Origin of the sequence: Flavobacterium sp., assembly GCF_035299245.1 — a bacterium.
Taxonomy (GTDB): Bacteria; Bacteroidota; Bacteroidia; order Flavobacteriales; family Flavobacteriaceae; genus Flavobacterium.
In genome coordinates, this window is sequence record NZ_DATGWY010000013.1 from 1 (window position 1) to 21,090 (window position 21,090).

Genomic DNA, 21,090 nt, shown 5'->3' on the forward strand with positions numbered 1-21,090 from the left:
TGGATAATGGATAATGGATAATGGATAATGGATAATGGATAATGGATAATGGATAATGGATAATGGATAATGGATAATGGATAATGGAAAACTCTTTAGCTAATTATTTATTGTGTTAATTGTTAATTATCAATTGTTAATTATCAATTAGTTACTTGTTAATTAAATTGTTCAAAACAATTACTCTTTTTTCTCACAAAACAAACTAAGTTACCTACTTTTATTAAGGATAATTTTAAATATTAAAGCTATGCATTTGGAACACGAAGAAGAAGACTACAATTTATCCTTATCAAAATTTGAATCAATGTTGAAAACCAACAAGGTATTCTTTTTTGACTCAGAGGAATTTGAGGAAATTATTCTTCATTACCTCGATATGGGTAAAGCCAGCTTAGCAAAAAAAGCACTAAAATTAGGATTAGAACAACACCCAAAATCAACTGGACTTAAACTGGTTCAGGTTGAAATGTTAGTATACGATGACAAACTCGATATGGCTGAAAAATTGCTTAACGAATTGTATGCTATTGAACCGACTAACGAAGAAATTTTTATTCAAAAAGCCAATATTTATTCCAAACGAGACAATCACGAAAAAGCAGTAGAATTGCTTGAAGAAGCGTTAAAATTCACTGATGATTTTGCCGATGTCTACAATTTGATTGGAATGGAATACTTGTTCATGGACAACCTTGAAATGGCTAAAGAAAATTTCATCAAATGTTTGGAAGAAGACATTAACGATCAATCTGCCTTATATAATGTAGTGTATTGCTTTGAATTTTTAGATCAAAACGTTGAAGCAATTGAATACCTGAAAACCTATATCGACCGAAATCCCTACAGCGAAATTGCCTGGCATCAATCAGGTCGCTTGTATTACGGAATAAAAGATTACGAAAACGCGGTTCGAGCATTTGAGTTTTCAACGTACATCGACGAGTATTTTTTAGGTGCGTTTATGGAAAAAGGCAAAGCACTAGAAAGACTAAAACGCTACGAAGATGCTATTGAAAGCTACAACAGAACCATCGAGTTGGATGACCCAACTTCGTATGCATTGTTGCGTATTGGTAAATGTTATGAAAAATTAGGCAATAAAGCCGAAGCACTAAAATACTTCAACAAAACCGTTCATGAAGATCCGCTTTTAGACAAAGGCTGGATTGCCATAACCGATTTTTATGTTCGCCAAAAGAACTTCCAAAAAGCGTTGTTTTACGTTAACAAAGCCATTGCCATTGACGACCAAAATCGTGCGTATTGGAAACGCTATGCAACCATCAACAAAGCAATGAATTTCTTTGAAGAAGCCGAACATGGTTACCGTAAAGCCGTTGAGTTTGGGGATGGAAATTTAGACACTTGGCTATTTTGGGTGGATATTTTACAATTCCTTGGAGAATTTGAAAGTGCTATACAAACCTTACTACAAGCTTCTGAATTTTTCCCAGAAGAGTACCAAATCGAATACCGTTTGGCAGGTTTGTATTTTACTCAATCCGACGATAAAAAAGGAACGTTTCATTTGAGTAATGCCTTGCGCTTGAACTTCAACAATCGTTTTATTGTTGAAGAACTTTATCCTGCAGTTTGGAGTAGAAAAAAAGTGCAGAATTACATCAAAAAATACGAGAATTAATGGAACAAAAAAGCCTAAAACGTTTTGGTTTGATAGGCAGAAACATTTCCTATTCGTTTTCAAAAAAATATTTTAAAGAAAAATTTTCTGCCGAACTTTTTAACGATTGTACCTACGAAAATTTCGACATTGAATCAATCGAATCATTTCCTGATATCATCAAAAAAAAATCCGATTTAAAGGGATTGAATGTCACTATTCCTTACAAAGAAACCATCATTCCGTATTTGGATAAATTGTCTAAAAAAGCCACTTTGATTGGTGCTGTAAACGTCATTCGTTTTACCAAAAAAGGAAAATTAAAGGGCTACAATTCAGATTATTATGGCTTTAAAAAATCCATCGAACCTTTACTAGAACCTCACCATAAAAAAGCCTTGATTCTAGGAACCGGAGGCGCTGCTAAAGCCGTTGCATTTGCCTTAGAAGAACTGGACATTTTCTACACTTTTGTATCGCGAGAAGCAGGTGAAAACAGCATCGATTACAATCGGGTAAACATTACTTCATTTGATAATTATCAAATCATTATCAATTGCACTCCATTGGGAACTAAACCCAACACTAAAGACTTTCCTCCTATTCCTTACGAGTATTTTACTCCACAGCATTTGGCGTACGATTTGATTTACAATCCCGCCGAAAGTCAATTTCTAAAAAAAGCTAAGAAAAAAGGTGCTGTTATAAAAAACGGCTACGAAATGTTGGTTTTACAAGCCGAAAAAGCTTGGAATATTTGGAATAAATAATTCAATCTTTTTTTGAAACACTCTTTTTTAACGTTATGAATCTTAAAAAGTTTCGAGAAACCGTTGATTTTCTTTGAATTTTCGTAGGTGTTTACTATCTTTCGCCCTCAAAAATTGTATAACCTTACACATTTTATAATGTTAGAAGAAAAGAATGATAACCTGCCTGTGAACGAAAATGAGGCAGACGGAAATGCAAACAACGAAACTCAAGAAACAATTTCTACTGAAAACCAAGAAGTTGAAGCAGTTTCTAATACTGTTGAAGCTACAGAAAATTTAGTTCCTGACACAGAAGTAGAAGCTCCATTAACCGAAGAAACGGAAGTTCAGGCGCAACCTGAAATCGAAGATTTGGTTGGTGAAGAGATTGAAAGTGGCACTGAAACCGAAGTACTTGATGAAGTTATTGCTGAAACTACTGCAGAAACGTCAGAAGAAGTTAAAGAAGAAACTCCAACTGTGGAAGCAGAAGCTGAAAATGTAATCGAACTTACTGACGAAGAAGTAGCTGACGACAGTGTGGTTTACGAAAGTGAATCGGATGTGGTGATGAACGCCATTTCGAACGTAAACGCAGAAGAAAGCGAAGATGAAACCTTGAAAGATCGTCATGATATTCCGATGGAAGATTATGAGGCAATGTCGATGGAAAAACTTGTTGATGAATTAGAGAAGTTGGTTGCTGTTGAAAAAGTAATGTCAGTAAAAGACCATGTTGAAGAAGTAAGAAAATCATTCTTAGAAAAATACCATCATTTTATTGATGAGAAAAAGGATGAATTTCACGCAGAAAATCCAGACACAACTGAAGATTTCCACTATCATTTGCCATTAAAAACCAATTTTGATAATTTATACAATCAATACCGAACCAAAAAAGCGGCTCATTTCAAATCACTTCAAAGTAATTTGGAAGCCAATTTGAAAAACCGTTTGGATTTGGTAGAAGAATTGAAAAATCTAGTGAACAATCCAACTGGAAATATCGCTAATTCGTTGAAACAATTGAACGACATTAGAGAACGCTGGAAAAACGCCGGACCAATTCCGAAAGACAAATACAACCACGTTTGGAACAATTACCATTTTCACATTGAAAACTTTTACGACTTTTTACACTTAGACCGTGAAGCACGTGATTTGGACTTCAAACACAATTTAGAACAAAAACAAAAAATCATTGCTCGTGTTGAAGAATTGTTGCACGAAAGTGATATCAATAAAGCGTTCAGAGAATTACAAGATTTACACCGCATTTGGAAAGAAGAAATCGGACCTGTTTCTCGTGATCAACGTGAAGCAATTTGGGTTCAGTTTAGCGACTTAACCAAACAAATGCACGACAAACGCGAAGCTTTCTATGAAGGTTTCCGTGAAAAAGAGAACGAAAATTTAGCTAAGAAAAAAGAAATCATTGCTCAAATTGAAGTTTTAGCTACTGAAAAAGTAGATTCACATGCTGCTTGGCAAGCGCAAATGGAGAAAGTAGAAGCATTACGCAATACGTTCTTCGCTGCAGGAAAAGTTCCGAGTGAAGTGAACGAACAAACGTGGGCCGAATTCAAAAAAGCTGTTAAAGATTTTAATGTGCTTAAAAATTCGTTTTACAAAGAAATCAAAAAAGATCAAAACGATAATTTAAGCAAGAAACAAGCCTTGGTTGCTAAAGCCAATGAATTGAAAGACAGCGAAGATTTTGCTGCCACTACTCCAATCATGAAACAAATTCAGGAAGAATGGAGAACCGTTGGTCATGTTCCAAGGAAATTTTCGGATAAGTTATGGGGCGAATTCAAAGCGGCTTGTAATCATTATTTTGAACGTTTGAAAGACAGTAAAAAAGAAGAAAATGCCGAAGAAGTAGCTGCTTTTGAAAAGAAAAAAGAATACTTAGAAACCTTGAAATCATTCGAATTAGTTGGTGATCACAAAACTGATTTGGATGCCATCAAAGCACATATCGAAGCATGGAAATCAATCGGACGCGTTCCATTCAACAGAAGACATATTGAAGGAAAGTTCAATAAAATTCTGGATGCCTTGTTTGAAAAATTAAGTTCAAGCAAAAAAGAAGGCGAAATGATGCGTTTTGCCAATCGCTTGGATCAATTGTCAAGTTCAGACGATAGCAGAAAATTGGATAACGAAAAAATCTTCATGATGCGTAAGATTGACGAGATTCAAGGAGAGATTTTCCAATTGGAAAACAACATTCAGTTTTTTGCCAATGCCAAGGCAGACAATCCGATGGTGAAAGAAGTTCGCAAAAACATCGAACGCCAAAAAGAGGAATTGCAAGTATGGAAAGACAAATTGAAACAATTGAGAAATCTCAATAAAGAACAATAACCAACCAACCTTTAAAAGCTCTTCTTCGGAAGGGCTTTTTTAGTAAAATAAATTACCTTTGCAAAAAATTTCATCAATGTCAAATGTATACATCGGATACCATTTTAAAGTGGAACCAAAAGAATTAGGAACGGAAATATTAATTGCCGAATTAGGTGAAAAACCCTTCGAAAGTTTTATTGAAACCGAAGAAGGATTTTCGGCTTACATTCAAAAAGAATTTTGGACTGAGGATGTACTAGAAGATGTATACCTTCTGAGTTCACCTGAATTTACTATTTCGTATGCATTTGAAGAAATCGAACAAGTGAATTGGAACGAAGAATGGGAAAAGAACTTCGAACCGATTGATGTAGATGGGAAATGCCATGTTCGCGCTCCATTTCACCCAAAAACTTCGGCTGAATTTGACATTGTAATCGAACCAAAAATGAGTTTCGGAACGGGTCATCACGAAACGACACACATGATGATACAACATTTATTGGATATGGATGTTGCTGACATGAAAACTCTGGATATGGGTTGCGGAACGGCAATTTTGGCCATTTTAGCCGAAATGAAAGGTGCTCATCCGATAGATGCCATCGATATCGATAATTGGTGTTATCTGAATTCTATTGAAAATGCTGAACGTAACAATTGCCATCAGATTTCGGTTTACGAAGGCGATGCTGCATTGTTAAAAGGAAAAAAATACGACTTAATCATTGCCAACATCAATAGAAATATTTTGTTGAACGATATGCAACAGTATGTAGATTGCATGAATCCGAATGGCGTTTTGCTTTTAAGTGGATTTTACAATGAAGACATTCCGTTTATCGATGCATCATGTACCGAAAAAGGGTTGACATTTGTTAAAAAATTAGAACGGAATAATTGGGTTTCTCTAAAATATGTAAATTAGTACCATTATTTTTTCAAATTCATTATGAGCACGATAGAGAAAGTAAAAGAAGAAGTACTTGTTGAAGAATTAACTGGAATCAACAATGAAATTGTTTTGTATAACGACGACGTGAATACGTTTGACCACGTAATTGACACACTTATTCGCGTTTGCAAACACACTTCAGAACAAGCAGAGCAATGCGCAATACTAGTTCATTACACTGGAAAGTGTACTGTAAAAACTGGCCATTTTGATGAATTAAAACCGCAATGCACCCAACTTTTAGAAGCGGGTTTGAGCGCCGAAATCATTTAATTAACTCATTCTTCCAATAGCACAACTTACAAACGATTTGGCTTTCGTTCCAAACGGATTGGCTTCACCTACTTGAGGATAACCATTTAATTTTAATGTTTCTTTGGCATTGAGTAAAGCCAACTCATCAGTGTAATCAAAAGTTACCGAACCGTTTTCTACATCCACTACTACATTTGAAACATTGATTAAATCGGATAGTTTATTGGTGATTGTGTTGGCACAACCGTTGCATTTTACGTTTTGAATTTGTAATGAAATAGTTTTCATAATCGAATCATTTATCTGACTACAAAATTAATTCAATCGCAAGAAACAGAATGTGACAAATGTCACACAAAAATGATTAGTGAGGTAAATAATCTTTTATTACTCCGTAAATAAAGGTTCCCAAAAGTGCGCCAATAAAAACCAAAAATACAGTAGAAAAACCAGCACCAATTAAGATAAAAATGGGGCCAGGACAAGCGCCAACTAACGCCCAACCCAACCCAAAAATCATTCCGCCAATCCAATAACGAAACGTTCCTTTTTCTTTATCTTGAATGACGATCGGAAGACCTTTGATGTCTTTTAATTTATTTCTTTTGATGATTTGAATTCCGATCAAACCCGTTGCAATCGCCACCATAATAATCCCGTACATATGAAACGACTGAAATTGAAACATTTCATAAATGCGGTACCATGACACTGCTTCACTTTTGGTTAAAACAACACCAAATACAAATCCGACTAGTAAATATTTAAGTAAATTCATGATTTAGAACAATAAGGGTAAAACAAAATGCGACATGATTAATCCACCAATAAAAAATCCGATTACCGCTTTTAATGATGGTTTTTGAAGATTACTCAAACCTGATATAGCGTGTCCTGAAGTACATCCGCCAGCATAACGCGAACCGAATCCGATTAAAAATCCACCAAAAATTAGGATAAAAATCAATTTTGCAGAAGACCAAACCGAAGAACCAAAAAGTGCTTCGGGAAGTAATTTACCATTCGGACTTTCGATTCCCATTTGATTTAATTGCTCAATAGTATCCGGATTTATACTAACATTTGAAGCATCGGATAAAAAGTGAACGGCAAAATAACCGCCGAGCATTGCTCCGAAAACTACCGTCAAATTCCACCGTTGCGCTTTCCAATCCCAATCAAAAAAAGGAATGCGTTTACCAATTCCGGTCATCGAACACAAACTTCGAAGATTGGAAGACATTCCGAAATTTTTACCGAAATACGTCAATAGTAATAAAACCATCCCGATTAAAAATCCTGATATTGACCAATGCCATGTATTTTTTAATAATTCCATTTAATTAGGTTTTGGTTACAAAAATAAATATCCAAATCTAAACATTTCCCAAAATCCTGTTATAATAATTAAGAAAAATATCTAAAATGGCAGTATTTTTGTACTCATCATAATAAAAAACAGCATGAAAAAAATTATAGTATTAGGATTGGTTTGTTTTACATTATTCTCGTGTGTAAGTACTAAGTTGACCATCAAAAACATAGACGATACAGCGGTCAAACCCGCTATTAAGAACAATCGATTTGTGATTACCGAATACAGTTCGGATAAAAAATACGGTTATGATCCTGACTATCCTATTAATTTAGGTTTTAATAAAGAAAGTGAAGGTCCGAAGAACATTCAGTATTTCTTTAATGCATTATTAGGAGAAAAAAAAGAAAAATTCACTTTTGTTAAAATTGAAACTTGTTGTCCATTTCCATCCAAAAAATCAGTTATGGGCGCAGGAACATTAGATATTTATGAAGTCACTTTTGAACCATCTGGAAAAAAGGTTCAATTATATTTTAATGTATTCGAAAAAGGAAAAGTTATGTGTCCTAAAGGATTTGAAATCAACACTTCTGACAATTAAGCTTAAATTTCAATTAATTAACTTTTTACTAAGGTTTTCTCATTCGTTTTAGCCGTATTTCTTATTATCTTTGCACGGCAAATAAAAAGCTCATTATGAACATACAATCTATTCCACAGATACAACATACTTCAAGCGGAAACTTCTTTATTTTAGCCGGTCCATGCGCCATTGAAGGAGAAGAAATGGCAATGAAAATTGCTGAACGATTATTAGAAATCACCAACAAATTGGAGATTCCTTTCGTTTTTAAAGGATCATTCAAAAAAGCCAATCGTTCTCGAATTGATAGTTTTTCTGGAATTGGAGATGAAAAAGCCTTGAAAATTCTGAGAAAGGTTTCTGAAACATTTAAAGTTCCAACGATTACTGACATTCACACTAATGAGGATGCGGCAATGGCTGCCGAATATGTAGATGTGCTTCAAATTCCGGCTTTTTTGGTTCGTCAAACCGATTTGGTGGTAGCTGCGGCTAATACTGGAAAAACGGTAAATTTGAAAAAAGGACAATTCATGAGTCCGGAAAGCATGAAACACGCAGTGCAGAAAGTTTTGGATTGCAACAATCAAAATGTGATGGTTACTGATAGAGGAACCATGTTTGGTTATCAGGATATGATTGTTGATTTCAGAGGAATTCCAACCATGCAAAATTACGCTACAACTGTTTTGGATGTTACCCATTCGCTTCAACAGCCTAACCAAACGGCAGGCGTTACAGGCGGAAGACCTGATATGATCGAAACGATTGCCAAAGCAGGAATTGCAGTGGGTGTTGACGGATTATTCATTGAAACCCATTTTGATCCCGCCAATGCCAAAAGTGATGGTGCTAACATGCTTCATTTGGATTATTTTGAAGATTTAATGACCAAATTAGTTGCCATCAGAAAAACAATTAATCAATTTTAAAACACATAATAGCACTATTGGTTTAAATTATCTTTTTAGCTCTTACCTTTTATTATCTAAATAAGTTTTCTACACCAATCCGATTTTATACAACTATCACAAATGAAAGTTCATTATTTACTTCCGCTCTTATTTTTAAATTTTGCTTTTTCACAAGAAAATCCAATTTCAAAAGACAGATATACTGCTCACAACAAAGGGAAATTTTACTTTTTTTGGGGCGGAAACAGAGAAAGTTTCTCCGATTCAGACATTACATTTAAAGGAGAAAACTACAACTTTACAGTTGAAAATGCACAAGCAGAAGACAAACCAAAAGGCTGGCATATTGATTATGTTAATCCGAAACGAATAACCATTCCGCAAACCAACTTCAGAATGGGATATTTTATTAGTGACAAATACAATGTTTCTATCGGTCTAGATCATATGAAATATGTGATGACCCAAACTCAAACAGCAATTGTAAATGGATATGTTAATCTTCCATCTTCTGACCCAGGTTCAATTTACAACGGAACTTACACGAATACTCCAGTAAACTTTCTGACTAATTTTGATGAAAATGATCAAGGGCCATTACCTCCTTTTTTAACTTTTGAGCACACTGATGGTTTAAATTACATCAATACTGAATTTTGCCGATTTGATGATGTTTCAAAAATTTTCAAAATAAATAATACCGATAAAGTCCAATTTAATATAACGGAAGGAATTGGTGCTGGAATTTTATATCCTAAAACCAATGCAAAAGTTTTAGGAAAAGAGCGCCATGATGAATTTCATGTTTCTGGATATGGTATTTCGGCCAAAGTAGGATTGAATGTAACGTTATATAAACATTTCTTTTTTCAAGCTGAATTAAAAGGAGGTTACATTAATATGAATGATATTCAAACTACTAGCTCATCAAGTGATTCTGCGCAACAAAGTTTTTACTTTTTACAGAGAATAATTGCATTTGGTGGAATTTTCAAAATTTAATAATTAAAATGTAATTTTTTTTTCTATTTTTGGTATTCTTTAGTTAATCGAATCAAACAAAACTATATTACCATTTTTATGAAAAAAAAATTTCTACTCTCATTTTTTTCATTGCTTTCATTTTTAGGCTACTCTCAATTAGCACTAGAAGGCTTTGAAGGTCCTACTTTCCCACCAACAGATTGGGCTGTTTTTGACATCGGTGTTGGAGGTGCTGTCAATTGGTCAACCAACCTTACCAATCAATGTCAAGGCACTACTGCAGCCTACATGAATAGGCAAAACATTGCTCAAGGTGTTACTTCTGAAGAGTATTTGGCAACAAAATCGTTCCAAGTTCCAATTAATGGACAACTCCGATTTTTTTCAAGAACCTTCACTGCAGGAAATCAAGGAACTCTTTATCAGGTTAAAATAGCTCCTGCTTCGTCACCTCAAAATGTACCTGGCTCTTATACTCTTCTTCAACAGTATACTGAAGATGAATTATCAGCCGTTTTTAATATTTGTGATGAGAAAGTAATTGATTTATCGGCTTATGCTGGAACCAATGTATACATTGCGTTTGTAATGGTTTACACACAACCAGGAACTGCTTTAAGTGGTGATAGATGGATTTTAGATAATGTTCAGGCAATTGAGCGCTGTCTTGACCCAACTGGCTTAGCTGCCGCTCCATTGGCTACAGGCGCAACATTGAGTTGGACTGGTTCAGCTACAACTTTTGAGATAGAAAACATTTTAGGTACTGGTACTCCAACAGGAGTTGCTACAGGCACTTCAACAACTACTTCATTCAGTCAAACTGGTTTAACTCCAAACACAAATTATTGTTACTATGTTAGAGCAGTATGTGAATTTTCTTCTAGTGCATGGGTTGGGCCATTTTGTTACACTACAACTACTTTACCTCCAGTTTGTGGTGGTAATTATGTAGATAGTGGTGGTACAACGGCCAATTATCCTAACAATGCCAACGATACAGTAACAATTTGTCCGGACGTTCCAGGTGATGTTGTAACGGTTTCGTTTACTAATTTTAATACAGAGGCTTTTTGGGATGGTATGTATGTATATAATGGTAGCGTAATATCAGGAGCTACTCAAATTGCCAGTAATAACCCTGCTGGTAACGGACCTTTAACAACTCCAGGAGCTTTTTGGGGTAACACACTTCCAGGTCCGTTCACATCTTCAAGTCCTGATGGATGTTTGACTTTTGTATTTTTAAGTGATGCTTTTTTCAATAATCCAGGTTGGATTGCCAATGTAACTTGTGGTCTTCCTCCTACTTGTCCAAATCCAAACGGATTGAGTGTTAACGGAGTAACATCAAATTCTGCTACTGCTACTTGGACATCAAACAGTTCAGCTACTACTTTCAATCTAATAGCATTACCATGTGGATCGACACCTCCAAACGCGTCAACTACAGGCTATCAAACATCTGCAACCAATATTGGCGCATTATTAACAGGATTAGACCCTGATACGTGCTACGATATATATGTAAGAGATGAATGTGGCCCTAGTGATTTTAGTATTTGGATTGGTGTTACTAATGTAATCACTCAACCTATTCCACCAGCTTGTGGCGGTATATTTACTGATCCAGGAGGTTCAAATGGAGATTATGCAGGTAGTACTGATTATACAGTTACTATTTGCCCAGATGTTCCTGGTGAAGTGGTTACTGTAACTTTTACTGAATTTGACACAGAAACCAACTGGGATGGTTTATATGTATTTAATGGAAATGTTTCGGGTGCAAACCAAATTTCAAGTGGTAATCCGGCAAATAATGTACCTGGCGGAGTTCCAGGTGCTTTCTGGGGTAACACAATACCTGGTCCATTTACATCTTCAACTCCAGACGGTTGTTTAACATTCCGCTTTAGAAGTGACTTTTCAGTTAATTTTTCAGGATGGATTGCTAATGTAACTTGTGGATTACCACCAACCTGTCCAACTCCTAACAGCTTAACTGCATCTACTATTACATCAAATTCAGTTACTTTAAACTGGACTTCGAACAGTACTGCTACAACATTTAACATGATAGCATTACCTTGTGGATCTACCGCTCCTGATGCAACGACTACTGGATACCAAACATCTGCAACCAATATTGACGCATTATTAACAGGATTAGATCCTGATACTTGCTACGACATCTATATTAGAGATGAGTGTGGTCCAAATGATTTCAGTTTATGGATTGGTCCAAGAACAATTACAACTCAAATCGCACCCCCAGTATGTGGAGGATTATTTACAGATTTAGGTGGTTCATTCAATAACTACACTAGTAATACTGACTATATTGTAACCATTTGCCCTGATGTTCCTGGCGAAATAGTTACTGTAACTTTTACAGAATTTGATACAGAAACCAACTGGGATGGATTGTATGTGTTTGACGGAAACTCTATAGGAGCTCCTCAAATTGCAAGTAACAACCCAGCAAACAATGTCCCTGGTGGACTTCCTGGATCATTTTGGGGAAATACTATACCCGGTCCATTTTCTTCATCAAGTGCTGACGGATGTTTAACTTTCAGATTTAGAAGTGATGGTTCGGTTAACTTCTCAGGTTGGATTGCCAATGTGACTTGCGGTCCACCACCATCATGTAGAAAACCAAATGCTTTAACCAATTCAGATATAACTTTAACTACTGCGACGTTTAACTGGAACCAATTACCAAATCCTGATAGTTCAACAGCTACCGCATGGCAAGTTTTAATTTTACCTGCAGGTTCTCCAGCTCCAGATGCTACAACACCAGGCTGGGTAGATGCAACATCTACTACATTTAACGCAACAGGACTAACAGAAGCAACATGTTACGATTATTATGTAAGAGCTGTATGTAGTCCTTCTGATTCAAGTTTATGGGCTGGTCCTTCAAGTTTCTGTACGCTAATTCCAAATGACGACTGTGATGGAGCTATTGATGTTTTAACAAATCCTGATCAATCATGTACCAATTTTGCAAATGGTTCATTGATTGGCTCTACTCCGTCAAGTCAGGCTAATGCTTGTGCGGGTCAACCCGTTGATGATGTTTGGTTTGAATTCACTGCAACATCTGCCAATCATTCGGTAAACTTGAATAATATTGTTGGAAACCAGTTTAACTTAGGATTTGCTGTTTACTCAGGCGATTGTAATAATTTAACTGAGATTGGCTGTTTCTTTGATATTGATGGAACTTTGCCCGGTTTAATAATTGGTCAAACATACTTTATAAGAGTATTCTTAGATTCTTTTGCAACAAACCAAAACATTACTTTTGAGGTTTGTGTTGGAACAATTCCTCCTCCAATTATTACAAATGACACTCAATATACAAACGTTGAACTTGTAGAAGATGTATTATTCAACTCTACTTGTGCCTCTGTAACCAACGTAACAACTTCAACGGGAACAAACTTTGGAAGTGTTAACGGTATAGGTTATTTCAACAGAAATGGATCTACTTTCCCTTTTGAAGATGGTGTGATTTTGTCAACGGGAGATAATTCTCGCGCTCCAGGACCGAATACAGAAGGTTTAAGTGATGGCGCATTTGGATGGCCTGGTGATGCACAGTTATTCAATTACATACAAGGCTTAGGTATCGATCCTAACTTACAGGATTATAATAATGCCTCTATTTTAGAGTTTGATTTCATTCCTCTAATTGATAATATTAGTTTTGATTTTATCTTTGCTTCAGAAGAGTACGGTACGTTCCAATGTGATTTCTCTGATGCCTTTGCTTTCTTCCTGACAAATAACAGCACTGGTGTAACTACCAACTTAGCAATTGTTCCTAATACAACAACTCCAATTTCGGTTATTACGATTAGAGACAATACTTATAACGCAGGTTGTGCTTCTGTTAATCCACAATATTTTGATGAATTTTATCAATTGCCTGCTGGTGTAAACCCACTTGGCGCTCCAATTGATTATAATGGTGTTACTGTGCCTTTAACAGCGACATCACCAGTTATCCCTGGTCAGCAATACCATATTAAATTGGTTATTGCAGATAGAAATGATACTGCTTTTGACTCTGCTGTATTCCTTGAAGGAGGTAGTTTCAACTTTGGGTTAGAATTAGGAATTGATTTCCTAATCGAAACTGGAAATGCACTTTGTGCTGGAAATACAAATCAGTTAACAAGTGATTTAGATCCTAATCAATATACTTTTGTTTGGTCAAATCAAAATGGCGTAATCGATGGTGAAACTGGACCAAACTTATTGATTAATCAATCTGGTACCTATACTTTAACAGCTACATTAAATAATACTCAATGTAGTGCAACTGATACAATTACAGTTGAATACTACGATCCAATTGTACTATCAACTCCAAATAACCTAACAGCATGTAACAGTAGTGGCTTTGCTCAATTTACATTAAGCAACAACAATGCTTCAGTATTAGGAACATATCCTGCTGCTCAGCACACTGTAACTTATCACTTAACTCAAGCTGATGCTACTGCTGGTGTGAACCCATTACCTAACTTATATACCAACGTAACACAGTTTACTCAAACTATTTATGCTAGAGTAACAAATGTAGCGGGTTGTTTCGGAACTTCTCAATTTGACTTAATAGTTCAAGATTTGACTCCACAGTTCACTCTTACACCTGAGACTACAATTTGTTCTGGTTCAAGTGGAACTCTATCTGTTACACCTGGTAACTTTAATGTTAATGATGTTACTTACACATGGACATTCAACGGAGGTCCTTTTGGTGGAAATACTAGTTCAATTACTGTATCTCAAGCAGGAACGTATGGTGTAACCGTTAATAATTCAGGTTGTACAGCTTCAGCAACTACCACTGTAATTGTAAATGTTTGTGAAATCAGCATATACGCTTCTGCAGTTTGGATGCAAGATTGTACTACTGAAAATGATGGTAAATTCTTTAATACATCAGGAACTGGTGCAGACTTAATTAATCAAGATGGCAGTACATTTGCTATGAATTACGGGATACACGTTCAAAATTCTAATACCTTGATTATGCGAGGCGCAGAGTTAAAAACTCAAAAAACCGCTTCAAGTAATGTTTGTGACGCTACAATGAATTACCGCGTTTTCCCAACTGGCAATACTCCTGGCGTATTTACCGAATGGCCATTACCATTCTTTAGTGATTGTAATACTGGAACTGGAACTTTTGATGTTGGCGGTGGTCCATGTACAACGGGTCAACAAAAATGGCAATGTGTATCTCAAGCTGGATGTACTCCTCCATTAGATTTAACAACATTACCTCCAGGTAATTATACAATTCAAGTATATTATGACATTAACGGTAGCTTTAACACAAGCACTGGTTGTGCCGACAACTTAACATTAGACAACGGTGGAAATTATTATGTTGCTAACTTTACCATTCAAGCTCCTGCTGCCATAACAAGCACAGATCCTTTGAGCTGTAATGGTAATAATGGAACAATAACAATTAGTAATTTAGTACCGAATCAAGCGTACTCTGTAACGTATACAGATGATACTGCTCCAGTTGGTCCAACAACATTAACTTCAAATGCTAATGGGGAAATTGTAATCAGTGGATTAAATGCTGGTGTTTACGCTAATTTCAACTTTAATGTTAATAGTTGTAATACTCTATTAAGTCCTTCTGTAACTCTAGTTGACCCAGGAGCTCCTGTAGTGACAGTAAACAATCCTGTAATTTGCCAAGGTGGATCTGCAACTGTAACAGCAACTCCAGTAGTTCCAGGAAATTACAATTACGTATGGACCGTTCCTGTTGGATTCCCTGATCCAGGAAACGTAGCTAGTTTTACTACTTCAATTCCTGGTGACTATACAGTAGTCATAACCGGTACAAACGGAGTCAATGCATGTAATTTAGATTTTGAAAGTCCAACTGTGACCGGTCAATTCCCATCATTGATAAATGAAAACACGGTTTCGTGTTGGGGAACAAGTGCGTCAGATGGAATAATGGAATTCTGGCCTTCTCCAAATTATGAAAATGTACCGGCTTACTCAGGAACCCAATTCCTTGAAATGAATGCTAACTTTACTTCAACCATTTCACAAGATTTCACCGTTGAGCCAGGTTCGACACTAAATATCGGATTTGCACATAGAGGACGTCAAGGAAATGACACAGTTGCAGTAGAAGTAGGACCAGTTGGTGGACCTTATACAAATTTAGGTCAATTTACAGATGGAAATACAGCATGGGTGCTACATAATTTGAGTTACTTGGTTCCTAATAATGCAGGTAATAATTATACTCTTCGTTTTGTTTCAATATCTAGTGCTGGTGGAAGTCCATCAGTAGGAAACTATCTTGACGCAGTATCAGTATCTTCTGTAGCATGTAGTTCTGAACCAACAACCGGAACAGTAAGTTTATTACCAAGTGTTACCTTAGCATTAACATCTGGAAGTGCTGAGCAAAATATTTGTATCAATACTCCTATTGAAACTATTGTTTACACTTCAGTTAATGCAACTGATGTTACCGTGACCGGATTGCCAAGTGGTGTTACTGGAACTTATGCTGATGGTGTTCTTACCATTAGCGGATCTCCAACTGAATCTGGAACCTTTAACTACACAGTAACCACTGTTGGTGGTTGTAATGTAGTAACTTTAGGTGGTTCAATCATAGTGAATCCAGATTCAACATTGAACTTAACTTCTGGTAACAATACACAAACGGTTTGTATAAACACTCCTATTTCGGATATTACCTACAGTTCAACTAATGCAACTGACGTTACTGTGACTGACTTGCCAAGTGGTGTAACTGCAACTTATGCGAGTGGTACACTAACTATCAGTGGAACTCCAACTGAATCAGGTGTATTTACATATACAGTAACTACAACTAGTAGTTGTGCAAGTGTAAGTTTAACTGGAACTATCACAGTTAATCCAAATGTCACTCTTACGTTGACATCTGCAAATGAAAACCAAACGGTTTGTATCAATACAGCAATTGCTTCAATAACTTATTTAGCGACTGACGCAACTAATGTTACTGTTTCTGGCTTACCAAATGGAGTAACTGGAACATACAATGCTGGTACATTCACCATCAGTGGCACTCCTACTGAAACGGGAACATTCAACTATACTGTTTCTACAGTGAGTACTTGTGGTAGTGCAACTTTAACTGGAACATTAGTGGTAAATCCAAATGTTACACTGGCTCTTTCTAGTGGAGATGATACACAGACATTGTGTGTTAATACGGCAATTACTAGTATTGTTTATCAATCAGCTAATGGTGCAACTGGAATTACTGTTACAGGTTTACCAACTGGTGTAACCGGATCGTTAGCAGGTGACTTATTAACCATCAGTGGAACACCAACTGTAACAGGTACATTCAACTATACAGTTACAACAACTGGCGGATGTAGTAGTGCTTCATTAACAGGAACAATTGTTGTAAATGCATTGACTACACCAACTTTCAGTTTTGGAACAAGTATCACATTGTGTCCTGGTGCTACTCCACCATCATTACCAACATCATCATCTACAGGTATAACTGGTTCATGGTCACCAAGCACAATAAGCACTTCTGTGAGTGGAACTTACACCTTTACTCCTGATGCTGGTCAATGTGCTACAACAACAACTCTAACGGTTACTCTACAAAGTGCCTTTAGTTTTGCAATAGACGGTGCATGTCAAGGAAATGCTTTCATCTTAGAACCATTTGCTACTGAGAATAGTTTTGATGAAAACACCTCATCGTATAGCTGGGTGTATAATGGTACCATAGTTGGAACTGATTTTGATTTCAATGCAACTGAATACTTATCTGATAATACTTCTGTAACTCTACCAATGGTTGTAACATTAACAATTACAACAGCAGATGGCTGTTCAAATACTGCTATCTACACGGTTACTAGAGTATTCTGTGATATTCAAAATGGTATCTCTCCAAACAATGATGGTAAAAACGAATTCTTCGATTTACGCTTATTGAATGTAAGAAACCTTAACATCTACAACCGTTACGGTACTGTTGTTTACAGCAAAGGTAATTACACTAACGAATGGAAAGGTCAATCAGACAAAGGTGAGGAATTACCTGACGGTACTTACTACTATGTAATTGAGTTTAATGATAATCAAGCTGCTAAAACAGGCTGGATTTACATTAACAGAGAAAACTAATTTTAAAATTAGTATATAAATAAAAAGGAGGTTGAAATTCAACCTCCTTTTTTATTACAGTAATTTAGCCTCTTTTATAATTTCTCTCAGCACTTTATCTTCAACAGAATCTATTTTGAAATAACGAAGTGACTTAACCGTATTTCGATTTTCATCTACTAAAATATCCTGATGTAATTTCAATTGAAAACCTTTTGCAAATCCAACATCTACAAAACTTCTTCTTTTATTGGGAGCTAAATAACAAAATGGCTTTTTTTTATAATAAAAATAAGGAACACCCCATTTCAACAACAATTCTGCTTCGGGTAACTCTTGTTCAACAACTGTAATTACATAAAAAAGTATTTGTTGAAATTCTTCTGATTGTCGAAGTATGTATTCTTCGGTTGGTTTCATGATTTAATTAATTCCATATTTATCAAACAAATACATTAGTGAAGCCATAGCTGCCGCACCTAATTCTAATTCTCTTTTATTAACCGAATCAAAAGTATCGTTGGCGGCATGATGATAATCAAAATAACGTTGTGAATCGGGTTGTAAACCTACTTTAACAATTTTCTCTGATTGAAGCGGACCAATATCAACACCAGTGTGTCCTTTACTCCTTCTAAAAATATGAATCAGATAAGGTTCAAATAATGCTTTCCACGAAAGAATCTTATCATAATTGGCATCATCACAATCTATTGAAAAACCTCTCGGTGTAAATCCGCCAGCATCACTTTCTAGAGCGAAAATATGGTTCTCTCCTTTCCTATTTGACTCTTTCTCGTATTGCAAACCACCACGAACACCATTTTCTTCGTTCATAAACAAAACAACTCTAATGGTATTTTTAGGCTTATAATTAATCTTTCTGAACAACTCTAAAACGGCCATACTTTGCACACAGCCCGCACCGTCGTCTTGAGAACCATCGCCTAAATCCCACGAGTCCAAATGCCCGCCTACAATCATAATCCGATCGGGATGCTCTGAACCTGTAATTTCTCCCACCACATTATACGACACAACATCAGGAAAAACTTGACACGATTGTTTAAAATACAATTTTGAATTAGGATCTTCTTTCAATAATTTACTTAATAATTCGGCACCATTAGTACTAATAGCAGCGGCTGGAATTTTTTGATAATCCGAAATGTCTCCATAATTAGTAGAACCAGTATGTGGAAAATCATCCAAACGCAAATTCATAGAACGCACAATCACGCCGATTGCACCTAGTTTTCCAGCTTCTCTTGCTCCAGACGAACGCTGATCGACACATCCACCATAAGCGTGAAAGGTTTCAATATGCTCCGGATTCATAGGTCGATTAAAAAAAATAATTTTCCCCCGAACTTTTTCTTCTCCCAAAGCTTTCAATTCATCTATCGATTTTACCTCAATTACTTGGGCAGTCAACCCATTCTTTTGAGTTGGAACTGACATACCTAATGCGCAAATCGGAAAACTAAATTTCTTTTTCCCCACTTGCAAATAAGCAATCTCTTTCTCGCCTCTCACCCATTTTGGTACCATAACTTCCTGCAAATACACTTTATCCAAACCCAATGATTCCATTTTTTGCTTAGTATAAACAACTGCTTTTTCGGCACCTTCTGAACCTGATAAGCGCGAACCAATTGTATTGGACAAATCATCCAACCAATAGTAACTCTGACTTTCTGTCAACACCGATTTGTACAATTGTTTTAAAATCTCTTCATCAGATGTCTGAGAAAATAGTGAAAATGAGGATAACAAAGCGATGCATAAAGACTTCTTCATAGAATTGAATTTTCATCAAAAATAATTCAAAAAACATTTGGTTACGCAAAATTAATTTATTTACTTTGCAATTCAAAGTACTTTAATATGGAAGAAAAAGATTATTTGAAAGACATCCAAGACATTCGGTCTATGATGGCACAATCGTCACAATTTATTTCGTTGAGCGGTTTATCTGGGATATTAGCTGGAATTTATGCGTTAATTGGTGCATTTTTAGCTTACTATTTGATTACAAATGATCAATCGTATTACATTACTTATGAAAGTACAACCTTTCAATTATTACTTCTCATTGCTGCAGTTGTGTTGCTTCTATCCATCGTGACAGCTTATCTCTTGACGGTTCGTAAAGCAAAAAAAGTGGGAGAAAAAGTGTGGAATCCTACTTCAAGAAGACTCATTGTCAATTTTAGTATTCCATTAGTAACGGGTGGTATATTTACTTTATTACTACTGAAAAGTGGCTACTTTCTTATCATTGCTCCAATAACCTTAATTTTTTACGGATTAGCTTGCGTGAATGCTAGTAAATATACTTTACGAGATGTACGTTATTTGGGCATAACTCAAATTGTTTTGGGGCTGATTGCAACCGAATTCCCAGGATATGGATTGCATTTTTGGGCAGTTGGTTTCGGAATTTGCCATATAGTGTATGGCAGTGTAATGCATTACAAATACGATAGAAACTAATCCAAATGACACAACATAGAAAAATACTTCTACTATTCTGCCTTGCAATCATTGGTGCTTTCATTTTTTTGAGCACAACCCAATCATCTGTTCTTGATTCAATTACCAAAACGCAAAGCAATTTTAAAAACGGTGACATTATCTTTCAAACCTCACAATCAGAGCAATGTGAAGCGGTTCGAATAGCTACTAATTCAAAGTTTTCTCATTGCGGAATTATTTTCATTGAAAACGGAAAAACCTATGTCTATGAAGCCGTTCAGCCCGTAAAAATGACACTGCTATCTGATTGGATTCAACACGGCGAAGGCAATAAATACGTTGTAAAACGACTTCAAAATGCTGATAAAGTATTGAACAACGACGTGATTCAGAAAATGAAATCCTACGGAGAAACACTGAATAATAAAGACTATGACATTTATTTTGAATGGTCAAATGATAAAATTTACTGTTCAGAATTAGTATGGAAAATATACAAAGAAGGAGCCAATATTGAACTGTGTAATCTTCAAAAACTGAAAGAATTCAACCTTGAACATCCATTGGTAAAAACGATTTTAAACGAACGTTACGGAAATGCTGTTCCGCTTGATGAAGAAGTAGTTGCTCCATCTCAAATTGTAGATTCAGACAAACTAATAACTATTTTTGACAATTATTAATC

At 35.8% G+C, this 21,090-nt stretch carries 16 protein-coding genes; 11 read left to right on the forward strand and 5 right to left on the reverse strand.

The genetic code is table 11. From position 1 onward, the window contains the following. Nucleotides 1-250: 250 nt before the first annotated feature. The 5 genes from VK161_RS08670 to VK161_RS08690 all read left to right on the forward strand — a co-directional run bounded on the left by VK161_RS08670 (nucleotide 251) and on the right by VK161_RS08690 (nucleotide 5,956). The gene (locus tag VK161_RS08670; RefSeq protein ID WP_324214377.1) at nucleotides 251-1,645 is read left to right on the forward strand and encodes a tetratricopeptide repeat protein; all 1,395 of its coding nucleotides are present in this window, start codon (nucleotides 251-253) and stop codon (nucleotides 1,643-1,645) included. Continuing rightward, on the forward strand, nucleotides 1,645-2,394 hold the full coding sequence (aroE, locus tag VK161_RS08675; protein WP_324214378.1) for a shikimate dehydrogenase: 750 nt from the start codon (nucleotides 1,645-1,647) through the stop codon (nucleotides 2,392-2,394). The genes VK161_RS08670 and aroE overlap by 1 nt, the downstream gene beginning before the upstream one ends. A 138-nt stretch (nucleotides 2,395-2,532) precedes the next feature. Beyond that, on the forward strand, nucleotides 2,533-4,746 hold the full coding sequence (locus VK161_RS08680) for a DUF349 domain-containing protein (protein WP_324214379.1): 2,214 nt from the start codon (nucleotides 2,533-2,535) through the stop codon (nucleotides 4,744-4,746). Between the two features lie 76 nt (nucleotides 4,747-4,822). Continuing rightward, on the forward strand, nucleotides 4,823-5,656 hold the full coding sequence (gene prmA, locus VK161_RS08685) for a 50S ribosomal protein L11 methyltransferase (RefSeq protein ID WP_324214380.1): 834 nt from the start codon (nucleotides 4,823-4,825) through the stop codon (nucleotides 5,654-5,656). A 24-nt stretch (nucleotides 5,657-5,680) separates the two neighbouring features. After that, nucleotides 5,681-5,956, forward strand: coding sequence for an ATP-dependent Clp protease adaptor ClpS (locus VK161_RS08690; RefSeq protein WP_324214381.1), 276 nt, complete (start codon nucleotides 5,681-5,683; stop codon nucleotides 5,954-5,956). Here the strand turns inward: VK161_RS08690 and VK161_RS08695 are convergent, their stop codons facing one another. The 3 genes from VK161_RS08695 to VK161_RS08705 all read right to left on the reverse strand — a co-directional run bounded on the left by VK161_RS08695 (nucleotide 5,957) and on the right by VK161_RS08705 (nucleotide 7,277). After that, complete coding sequence (locus VK161_RS08695) at nucleotides 5,957-6,226, reverse strand: heavy-metal-associated domain-containing protein (protein WP_324214382.1); 270 nt, start codon at nucleotides 6,224-6,226, stop codon at nucleotides 5,957-5,959. It lies immediately after the preceding gene. 76 nt (nucleotides 6,227-6,302) lie between these two features. After that, on the reverse strand, nucleotides 6,303-6,716 hold the full coding sequence (locus tag VK161_RS08700; protein WP_324214383.1) for a DUF6691 family protein: 414 nt from the start codon (nucleotides 6,714-6,716) through the stop codon (nucleotides 6,303-6,305). Nucleotides 6,717-6,719: 3 nt separating this feature from the next. Further along, a complete protein-coding gene (locus VK161_RS08705) occupies nucleotides 6,720-7,277 on the reverse strand; it encodes a YeeE/YedE family protein (RefSeq protein ID WP_324214384.1) in 558 nt (185 codons plus the stop codon). Nucleotides 7,278-7,401: 124 nt separating this feature from the next. Here VK161_RS08705 and VK161_RS08710 point away from each other — a divergent pair, with 124 nt between their 5' ends. The 4 genes from VK161_RS08710 to VK161_RS08725 all read left to right on the forward strand — a co-directional run bounded on the left by VK161_RS08710 (nucleotide 7,402) and on the right by VK161_RS08725 (nucleotide 17,948). Next, nucleotides 7,402-7,857 (forward strand): 2-dehydro-3-deoxyphosphooctonate aldolase, encoded by a 456-nt coding sequence (locus VK161_RS08710; RefSeq protein ID WP_324214385.1) that lies wholly within the window; start codon nucleotides 7,402-7,404, stop codon nucleotides 7,855-7,857. 95 nt (nucleotides 7,858-7,952) lie between these two features. Further along, entirely contained in the window at nucleotides 7,953-8,771 is an 819-nt protein-coding gene (gene kdsA / locus VK161_RS08715; RefSeq protein WP_324214386.1) for a 3-deoxy-8-phosphooctulonate synthase, read from the forward strand. Between the two features lie 102 nt (nucleotides 8,772-8,873). Next, nucleotides 8,874-9,755: a hypothetical protein gene (locus VK161_RS08720; RefSeq protein WP_324214387.1), complete on the forward strand. Its 882-nt coding sequence runs from the start codon at nucleotides 8,874-8,876 to the stop codon at nucleotides 9,753-9,755. Between the two features lie 78 nt (nucleotides 9,756-9,833). Then, the gene (locus tag VK161_RS08725) at nucleotides 9,834-17,948 is read left to right on the forward strand and encodes a choice-of-anchor L domain-containing protein (RefSeq protein WP_324214388.1); all 8,115 of its coding nucleotides are present in this window, start codon (nucleotides 9,834-9,836) and stop codon (nucleotides 17,946-17,948) included. Nucleotides 17,949-18,002: 54 nt separating this feature from the next. On the opposite strand, the gene VK161_RS08730 is transcribed toward VK161_RS08725, so the two are convergent. Further along, nucleotides 18,003-18,347, reverse strand: coding sequence for a DUF1801 domain-containing protein (locus VK161_RS08730; RefSeq protein ID WP_324214389.1), 345 nt, complete (start codon nucleotides 18,345-18,347; stop codon nucleotides 18,003-18,005). A gap of 3 nt (nucleotides 18,348-18,350) precedes the next feature. Continuing rightward, the gene (locus VK161_RS08735) at nucleotides 18,351-19,727 is read right to left on the reverse strand and encodes a M28 family peptidase (RefSeq protein WP_324214390.1); all 1,377 of its coding nucleotides are present in this window, start codon (nucleotides 19,725-19,727) and stop codon (nucleotides 18,351-18,353) included. An 87-nt stretch (nucleotides 19,728-19,814) separates the two neighbouring features. Between VK161_RS08735 and VK161_RS08740 the strand changes: the two genes are divergently transcribed. Both VK161_RS08740 and VK161_RS08745 read left to right on the forward strand, forming a co-directional pair. Beyond that, nucleotides 19,815-20,423: a hypothetical protein gene (locus VK161_RS08740; RefSeq protein WP_324214391.1), complete on the forward strand. Its 609-nt coding sequence runs from the start codon at nucleotides 19,815-19,817 to the stop codon at nucleotides 20,421-20,423. Between the two features lie 5 nt (nucleotides 20,424-20,428). Next, nucleotides 20,429-21,088: a YiiX family permuted papain-like enzyme gene (locus tag VK161_RS08745; protein ID WP_324214392.1), complete on the forward strand. Its 660-nt coding sequence runs from the start codon at nucleotides 20,429-20,431 to the stop codon at nucleotides 21,086-21,088. Nucleotides 21,089-21,090: the final 2 nt, after the last annotated feature.

Excerpts from the sequence above, each read along its gene's own strand:
- VK161_RS08670 (WP_324214377.1), top strand. The coding sequence starts at position 251 with ATGCATTTGGAACACGAAGAAGAAGACTACAATTTATCCTTATCAAAA.
- aroE (WP_324214378.1), top strand. The coding sequence starts at position 1,645 with ATGGAACAAAAAAGCCTAAAACGTTTTGGTTTGATAGGCAGAAACATT.
- VK161_RS08680 (WP_324214379.1), top strand. The coding sequence starts at position 2,533 with ATGTTAGAAGAAAAGAATGATAACCTGCCTGTGAACGAAAATGAGGCA.
- prmA (WP_324214380.1), top strand. The coding sequence starts at position 4,823 with ATGTCAAATGTATACATCGGATACCATTTTAAAGTGGAACCAAAAGAA.
- VK161_RS08690 (WP_324214381.1), top strand. The coding sequence starts at position 5,681 with ATGAGCACGATAGAGAAAGTAAAAGAAGAAGTACTTGTTGAAGAATTA.
- VK161_RS08695 (WP_324214382.1), bottom strand. The coding sequence starts at position 6,226 with ATGAAAACTATTTCATTACAAATTCAAAACGTAAAATGCAACGGTTGT.
- VK161_RS08700 (WP_324214383.1), bottom strand. The coding sequence starts at position 6,716 with ATGAATTTACTTAAATATTTACTAGTCGGATTTGTATTTGGTGTTGTT.
- VK161_RS08705 (WP_324214384.1), bottom strand. The coding sequence starts at position 7,277 with ATGGAATTATTAAAAAATACATGGCATTGGTCAATATCAGGATTTTTA.
- VK161_RS08710 (WP_324214385.1), top strand. The coding sequence starts at position 7,402 with ATGAAAAAAATTATAGTATTAGGATTGGTTTGTTTTACATTATTCTCG.
- kdsA (WP_324214386.1), top strand. The coding sequence starts at position 7,953 with ATGAACATACAATCTATTCCACAGATACAACATACTTCAAGCGGAAAC.
- VK161_RS08720 (WP_324214387.1), top strand. The coding sequence starts at position 8,874 with ATGAAAGTTCATTATTTACTTCCGCTCTTATTTTTAAATTTTGCTTTT.
- VK161_RS08725 (WP_324214388.1), top strand. The coding sequence starts at position 9,834 with ATGAAAAAAAAATTTCTACTCTCATTTTTTTCATTGCTTTCATTTTTA.
- VK161_RS08730 (WP_324214389.1), bottom strand. The coding sequence starts at position 18,347 with ATGAAACCAACCGAAGAATACATACTTCGACAATCAGAAGAATTTCAA.
- VK161_RS08735 (WP_324214390.1), bottom strand. The coding sequence starts at position 19,727 with ATGAAGAAGTCTTTATGCATCGCTTTGTTATCCTCATTTTCACTATTT.
- VK161_RS08740 (WP_324214391.1), top strand. The coding sequence starts at position 19,815 with ATGGAAGAAAAAGATTATTTGAAAGACATCCAAGACATTCGGTCTATG.
- VK161_RS08745 (WP_324214392.1), top strand. The coding sequence starts at position 20,429 with ATGACACAACATAGAAAAATACTTCTACTATTCTGCCTTGCAATCATT.